Annotated in this window: 4 protein-coding genes and 1 pseudogene; 3 read left to right on the top strand and 2 right to left on the bottom strand. The window is 70.5% G+C overall.

Annotated elements, in window-relative coordinates; all coding sequences use genetic code 11:
- Positions 1 to 147 precede the first annotated feature (147 nt).
- Both aspS and V1460_RS36185 read left to right on the top strand, forming a co-directional pair.
- Entirely contained in the window at positions 148 to 1,920 is a 1,773-nt protein-coding gene (aspS, locus tag V1460_RS36190; protein ID WP_338677826.1) for an aspartate--tRNA ligase, read from the top strand.
- Positions 1,921 to 2,276: 356 nt separating this feature from the next.
- Positions 2,277 to 3,059 (top strand): L,D-transpeptidase family protein, encoded by a 783-nt coding sequence (locus V1460_RS36185; protein WP_338677825.1) that lies wholly within the window; start codon positions 2,277 to 2,279, stop codon positions 3,057 to 3,059.
- A 33-nt stretch (positions 3,060 to 3,092) separates the two neighbouring features.
- On the opposite strand, the gene metG is transcribed toward V1460_RS36185, so the two are convergent.
- The gene (gene metG, locus V1460_RS36180; RefSeq protein WP_338677824.1) at positions 3,093 to 4,766 is read right to left on the bottom strand and encodes a methionine--tRNA ligase; all 1,674 of its coding nucleotides are present in this window, start codon (positions 4,764 to 4,766) and stop codon (positions 3,093 to 3,095) included.
- Between the two features lie 97 nt (positions 4,767 to 4,863).
- On the opposite strand from metG, the pseudogene V1460_RS36175 reads away from it, so the two are divergent.
- Positions 4,864 to 5,100 (top strand): annotated as a pseudogene (locus tag V1460_RS36175) (winged helix-turn-helix domain-containing protein); the annotation flags it as partial.
- Between the two features lie 138 nt (positions 5,101 to 5,238).
- Here V1460_RS36175 and V1460_RS36170 read toward each other — a convergent pair.
- Entirely contained in the window at positions 5,239 to 6,930 is a 1,692-nt protein-coding gene (locus V1460_RS36170) for a VWA domain-containing protein (RefSeq protein WP_338677823.1), read from the bottom strand.
- Positions 6,931 to 7,025 lie beyond the last annotated feature (95 nt).

The following is a 7,025-nucleotide window of genomic DNA, read 5'->3' as shown; positions in this document are numbered from 1 at the left end:
TTTCCTACTGTATTCACGTTATGCGTGGAGTGGCCTGTGCTGATCCCGCATGGGCCGGTGCTGATCCCTCATGGGGGAGCACGGGCCGGACGGTAACCTGGGTGGGTCTGCCCACACCCCCTCGCGACGAAGACTGGATGAACGACGATGCATCGGTACAGGTCCCACACCTGCGGCGAGCTCCGCGCCTCTGACGTCGGCACCGACGTCCGGCTGAGCGGCTGGCTGCACAATCGCCGAGACCTGGGCGGCATCCTGTTCATCGATCTCCGTGACCACTACGGCATCACGCAGCTCGTCGCCCGCCCCGGCACCCCGGCCAACGAGGCCCTGAGCCACCTGACCAAGGAGTCGGTCGTCCGCGTCGACGGCAGGGTCTCCGCCCGCGGCGCCGAGAACGTCAACCCGGACCTGCCGACCGGTGAGGTCGAGATCGAGGTCACCGGTGTCGAGGTGCTCGGCGCTTCCGCCCAGGTGCCGTTCACGATCAACACGGATGACGGCGTCAACGAGGAGCGGCGCCTTGAGTACCGCTTCCTGGACCTGCGCCGCGAGCGGATGCACCGCAACATCATGCTGCGCACCGCCGTCATCGCCGCCATCCGGCAGAAGATGACCGCCCTCGGCTTCAACGAGATGGCCACCCCGATCCTCACCGCGACCTCGCCCGAGGGCGCCCGTGACTTCCTGGTGCCGTCCCGGCTGAACCCGGGCAAGTTCTACGCGCTGCCGCAGGCTCCGCAGCAGTTCAAGCAGCTGCTGATGATCGCGGGCTTCGACCGCTACTTCCAGATCGCGCCCTGCTTCCGCGACGAGGACGCCCGCGCGGACCGCTCGCCCGGCGAGTTCTACCAGCTCGACGTGGAGATGAGCTTCGTCGAGCAGGAGGACGTCTTCCAGCCGATCGAGCGGCTGATGACGGAGCTGTTCGAGGAGTTCGGCGGCGGCCGCCATGTCACGTCGCCGTTCCAGCGGATCCCGTTCCGCGAGTCGATGCTGAAGTACGGCAACGACAAGCCGGACCTGCGGGCCCAGCTGGAGCTGGTCGACATCACCGATGTCTTCGACGGCTCCGAGTTCAAGGCCTTCGCGGGCAAGCACGTACGCGCGCTGCCCGTCCCCGCCGTCCAGGACCAGCCCCGCAAGTTCTTCGACCAGCTGGGCGACTACGCGGTCGAGCAGGGCGCCAAGGGCCTGGCCTGGGTGCGCGTCGGCGAGGACGGGTCGCTGTCCGGTCCGATCGCCAAGTTCCTCACCGAGGAGAACGTCAAGGTCCTCACCGAGCGTCTGGGCCTTGCCCCGGGGCACGCGGTGTTCTTCGGCGCGGGCGAGTTCGACGAAGTCTCCAGGATCATGGGCGCGGTGCGGGTCGAGGCCGCGCGCCGCTCGGGCCACTTCGAGGAGAACGTCTTCCGGTTCTGCTGGATCGTGGACTTCCCGATGTACGAGAAGGACCCGGACACGGGAAAGATCGACTTCTCGCACAACCCGTTCTCCATGCCGCAGGGCGGCCTCGAGGCCCTGGAGAACCAGGACCCGCTGGACATCCTCGGCTGGCAGTACGACATCGTCTGCAACGGCGTCGAGCTGTCCTCCGGCGCGATCCGCAACCATGAGCCCGACATCATGTTCAAGGCCTTCGAGATCGCCGGCTACGACCGGGAGACCGTGGAGCGCGAGTTCGCCGGAATGCTGCGCGCCTTCCAGTACGGCGCCCCGCCGCACGGCGGCATCGCGCCGGGCGTCGACCGCATCGTGATGCTGCTGGCCGACGAGCCCAACATCCGCGAGACCATCGCCTTCCCGCTCAACCAGAACGCCCAGGACCTGCTGATGGGAGCGCCCGCCGAGGTCGAGGAGGCGCGGCTGCGCGAGCTGAACATCGCGCTGCGCAAGCCCCCGGCTAAGTCGGGCGAGTGACACGCGAAGTGCCGCGCGACTAGCGGCTGATACGGCAGGGGCCCGGAACCGACACGGTTCCGGGCCCCTGCCACGTTCCGACACACGCGCAAGTCCTGCGCCGCCTTCTCGCCTAATTCACGTACCTTCCGTGTCGTTCGCGGCATGGCGTCCGGCGCCCGCGCGCCGAACGGGAAGAGAGGGCCAGGGAAGGCAGGGCCGGTGACGCACCACCGGTGACGCAGCACCGGAGAGGACACCGCGTCGTGCTCAGCACCGTACGGACGAGACTGACGACCAGAACGACCACATCGGTCAGCACGACCGCGCCGGCCGCGTCGGCCGGGGAGGCGGCCCCGACCGGGAGGGCCCCGGCCGTGACCGGGCCCGTCGCAGCCCGGGCGGCCCTCCCGGCGCTCCTCGCCGGATTCCTCGCCGTACTGCTCGTCGCCGTGCTCGGAGGCTGCACGCGGGCCGCGCCCCCGACCCAGGCCGTGGCCGCCCCGCCCCGCCCGGCGGGCGGACCGGGCGGCAGTGTGGCGGCCGATGTGGCACCGCCCGCGGACATCCCCGGGATCGGCACGCAGACCCGCGAGCTCATCCCGCAGGACGCCACCCAGGCCGTGGTGGTCGCCGGCGAGGACCGGAACGCCCCGTACTCCACGGTCAAGCTGTATGAGTGGTCCGCGGCCAAGGGCTGGCAGAGCGTCTCCGACACCTGGCCCTCCCACAACGGTCTGAAGGGCTGGACCGACGAGCACTGGGCGGGGGACAAGCGCTCACCGATCGGGGTCTTCGGACTCACCGACTCGGGCGGCCGACTGCCCGATCCGGGCACCAGACTGCCGTACCACCGCAGCCCCCTGTTCAACGCGCCAGGCCGCGGCTTCCTCGGGGAGCCGCTCGCCGGGTCCTTCGACTACGTGGTCGCGATCAACTACAACCGCCACGAGGGCCGCAGTCCGCTGGAGGACGGGGTGGTCCAGCGGCCCATGGGCTCGGAGCGGGGCGGCGGGGTCTGGTTCCACGTCGACCACGGCGGCCCCACCCAGGCATGCGTGTCGCTGGACCAGCAGCACATGCGGGAGCTGCTGCGCTGGCTGGACCCGGAGCGGAAGCCGGTGGTGGTGATGGGGGACATCGACGCGCTGGCGCGCTGAACACCCCCCCGTCGGGGCCGCCGGACCCTGGAGCTACTGCCCGGGCTTCTCCGCCCTGCCGTCGTCCAGCCTCGGGAACAGCACCGCTCCCTTGGTGACCGTGGAGCCGGCCGGGAGCCCGCCCCACCGCGCCGCATCCCGCACCCGCTGCTCCGCCAGCGCCCCGAGCGACGCCTCGGCGCCCAGCGAGTCCCACAGCATCCGCGAGGTGTCCGGCATCACCGGGTTCAACAGCACCGCGACGGCGCGCAGCGACTCGGCGGCCGTGTAGAGGATGGTCGCGAGCCTGGCTCTGCCCTCCTCGCGCACCACCGCGTCCGCGTCGTCGTCGAACGCGGTCTTGGCGACCTTCCACGGCTCCTGTTCCGTGATGTAGCCGTTGACCTGCTTCACGAAGTCGAAGACCGCCAGGATGCCGCCCTGGAAGTCCAGTTCGTCACCGATCCGGCGGTCCGCCTCGGCCACCGCCTTCGCCAGTCCGTCCCGGACCGCCTGCTCGGCCGTGCCGTTCGCCGCCGCCTCGGGCAGGGACCCGCCGAAGTACTTGCCGACCATCGCGGCGACCCGGGACGCCAGATTGCCGTAGTCGTTCGCGAGCTCGCTGGTGTAGCGGGCGGTGAAGTCCTCCCAGGAGAACGAGCCGTCCTGGCCGAACGCGATCGCCCGCAGGAAGTACCAGCGGTACGCGTCCACACCGAACTGCGAGGTCAGGTCCTGGGGCTTGATACCGGTCAGATTGGACTTCGACATCTTCTCGCCGCCGACCATCAGCCAGCCGTTGGCCGCGACCCGCCCCGGGACCGGAAGACCCTGGGCCATCAGCATCGCGGGCCAGATGACAGCGTGGAAACGCAGGATGTCCTTGCCGATCAGATGCACGTCCGCCGGGAAGGTCGAGTCGAACTTCGCCGGGTTCTCGTTGTAGCCGACGGCCGTCGCGTAGTTCAGCAGGGCGTCGATCCACACGTAGATCACGTGCTTCTCGTCCCAGGGCACCTTGACGCCCCAGTCGAACGTGGAGCGTGAGATGGAAAGGTCCTGCATGCCCTGCCTGACGAAGTTCACGACTTCGTTGCGGGCAGACGCGGGCTGGATGAAGCCGGGGTGGGCCTCGTAGAAGTCGAGCAGCCGCGGGCCGTACTCACTGAGCTTGAAGAAGTAGTTCTCCTCCTTGAGGATCTCCACCGGCTTCTTGTGCACAGGACACAGCTTCTGGCCCGCGTACGGTCCCTGGGCCTCTCCGTCGATCAGCTCGCCGGGGAGCTTGAACTCCTCGCAGCCCACGCAGTACGGGCCCTCGTACCCACCCTTGTAGATCTCGCCCTTGTCGTACAGGTCCTGCACGAACTCCTGGACTCGGTCGGTGTGCCGCTTCTCCGTCGTACGGATGAAGTCGTCGTTGGCGATCCCCAGGTGCTCCCAGAGGGGCTTCCACGCCTCCTCCACGAGCTTGTCGCACCACTGCTGCGGGGTGACGCCGTTCGCCTCGGCGGTGCGCATGACCTTCTGGCCGTGCTCGTCCGTGCCGGTGAGGAACCACACCCTCTCGCCGCGCTGGCGGTGCCAGCGGGTGAGCACGTCGCCCGCGACGGTCGTGTAGGCGTGGCCCAGGTGAGGAGCGTCGTTGACGTAGTAGATGGGGGTCGTGACGTAGTAGGCCCGCGCGCCTTCGCCCGTCCCGTGCTTCTCGGATCCAGTGGCCGCCATGGCCGGAATCCTATCGACCTGCCGAAGATCGACAGACCGCCGTCGGTGATGCTGGAGGGGGTCTGAAGGCAGCCTGGCAGGAGGGGAACGGGCCGTGCGGGTACTGGAACTGTCCCCGAAGGAGTTCACGGTGCTCCAGGTGCTCCAGGTGCTCCAGGTGCTCCTTGAGGCGGACGGGGCGGTGGTCTCGGCGGAGGAACTCCTGGAGCGCGCGTGGGACGCGCACGCCGACCCGTTCACCGGGGCGGTTCGGGTGTGCATGAGCAAGCTGCGGGCCAAGCTGGGGGGGCCGGGGCTGATCCGTACGGTGCAGGGTGTGGGGTACGTGCTGTGACGGCGGCCCTCATCGGACCGGGCTCGACCTCCGCACCCGTATCGCGATGGTCCACGGCGACGGCCGAAGCGGGCCCGGAGGGCGGGCTCGTGGTGCTGGTGAGCCTGCCCTCCGGGCCCGCGTACCGCTGATCGTCGATCAGCCCTGGCGGTTCTTCAGCCACTCGGGGAAGCGGCCGAGCAGACCCTGGTAGAGCTCGCCGTCGGTGAGCTCGCGGGGGTCGGGACCGGCGTGGAAGAAGCCGGCGTCGTCCACCGACTCGTCCGCGTCCAGCTTGCGCAGGAAGTCAAAGCCCTTGGACTCGTACTCGCCGAACGCCACGAACTGCCAGAAGAACGGCTTCCCCGCGACCTCGGCCAGCGCCTGCTTGGCGGGCTGCCTGGCGTCCGGGGGACCGTCGGTCTGGAACACCACGAGCGCCGGGAGGCCTGCTTCCTCGGACTTCTCGTGGTGCGCCACGACCTCTTCGACGGCCCGGTGGTAGCTGGTGCGGCCCATGCGTCCGAGCCCGGCGTGGAGGTCGTCCACCCGGCCCTCGTACTCGCTGAGCGTCAGCTCCCCGGTGCCGTCGATGTCGGTCGAGAAGAACACGACATGGACGGAGGCCGCCTCGTCGAGGTGCGCTGCGAGCGCGAGCGTCTGCTCGCCGAGATGCTGGGCGCTGCCGTCCTTGTAGTACGGCCGCATCGACCCGGACCGGTCGAGCACCAGGTACACCTTGGCCCGCGCCCCGGTGGCCCCGGCGCTCCTGAGCGCGGATCCGGCCGCCTTGTAGGCGCCCGCGAGATCTGCGGCCTGCGACTTGAGGCGGGCGATGGAGACGGCGGGAGCGGCCTTGCCGGAGCCGGTGGCGCCGGTGGCGCTGGTGGCGGGGGCTGCGGCGGGCACTTCGGCAGTGGCGGCGACGATCGCGGGTTCGGGCTCGGGCTCGGCTTCCGCCTCGGTCGCGGCGGTCTCCTCGGCGGTGACCGCCGCGGTCTCCTCGGCGAGGTTCTCCCGAACAGGAGCCGCCTCCGTGCGCTCGGCGTCGGTGGCGTCTTCGGCCTCCGTGGTGCCTTCGGCCTCGGCGGTCGCGGCGGCCTCCTCGGCGGGGACCACGTCGGCCGCGGGCGAACCGGTGGCATCGGCGCGGCTCTGGGCGGTGGCCTGCGCGGGGATCACGGCGTTGGCCGCGGGGGCCTCTGCCTCGGGGGCCGCGTCCGCATCAGCGGCGACCGTCTCGTCCGCGACGGCTCCAGTCCCGGGGCCGTCGGCGTCGTCCGCCACACTGGCGACGGCCGGCTCCGCACCGCTCTCCGGTGCGGCCGGTGCCGGCACGGGGGATTCGGTGCCCGAGGCGGTCTCGGCAGGAGCCTCGGATGCCGGCTTCGTGCCGGCTTCGGCGGGCTCGGTGGTTTCGGTGGTTTCGGTGGGCTCGTCGGCTTTAGCGGCAGGAGCTACGTCCGCGGCCGTCTCGGGTGCCGCGGCGACGGCCTCGACGGCCCCGGGGGCCACGTCGGTACCGACGGCCTCGGCGGTTTCCGCGGCCTCGGTGGTCTCGGTGGCCGCTGCGGTCCCGGGTTCCGCCGCCTCCGCCCCGTCCGTGTTGGTACGGGCCGACGGGATCGTCGGCCGCGGCGCCGGTGCGACGCCGTCGAAGGACGCCGCCACCAGATCGGCGGCGCGTTCGTCGGGAGTCGCCGATCCGGCAGGGGGTTCGGCCTGGGCCGGCACGCCGCTCGGGGTGGTGGCCGGGGCAATCGTGGCCGACGGGGCCGACAGGGGTGATGGGTACGACGATTCCGTGCGTTCGCGTCCAAACACCTTGCGCAGCAAGCTCCGAATGCCCATGGGCGAGGCCTTTCGCGTGAATTGGGGCGATCCATTCCCGACCAGGCGGCGCGGCAGCCCGCATCCCTGGCCATGGCGGACACGTAAGGTTAGCC

Source organism: Streptomyces sp. SCSIO 30461 (assembly GCF_037023745.1).
Classification (GTDB): Bacteria; Actinomycetota; Actinomycetes; order Streptomycetales; family Streptomycetaceae; genus Streptomyces.
The sequence above is the reverse complement of the archived record's forward strand: the minus strand, read 5'-3'. Positions and strand labels throughout refer to the sequence as shown.

What these genes read in the sequence shown, in the direction of transcription:
- aspS (WP_338677826.1), top strand. Translation starts at nt 148, where the DNA reads ATGCATCGGTACAGGTCCCACACCTGCGGCGAGCTCCGCGCCTCTGAC.
- metG (WP_338677824.1), bottom strand. Translation starts at nt 4,766, where the DNA reads ATGGCGGCCACTGGATCCGAGAAGCACGGGACGGGCGAAGGCGCGCGG.
- V1460_RS36170 (WP_338677823.1), bottom strand. Translation starts at nt 6,930, where the DNA reads ATGGGCATTCGGAGCTTGCTGCGCAAGGTGTTTGGACGCGAACGCACG.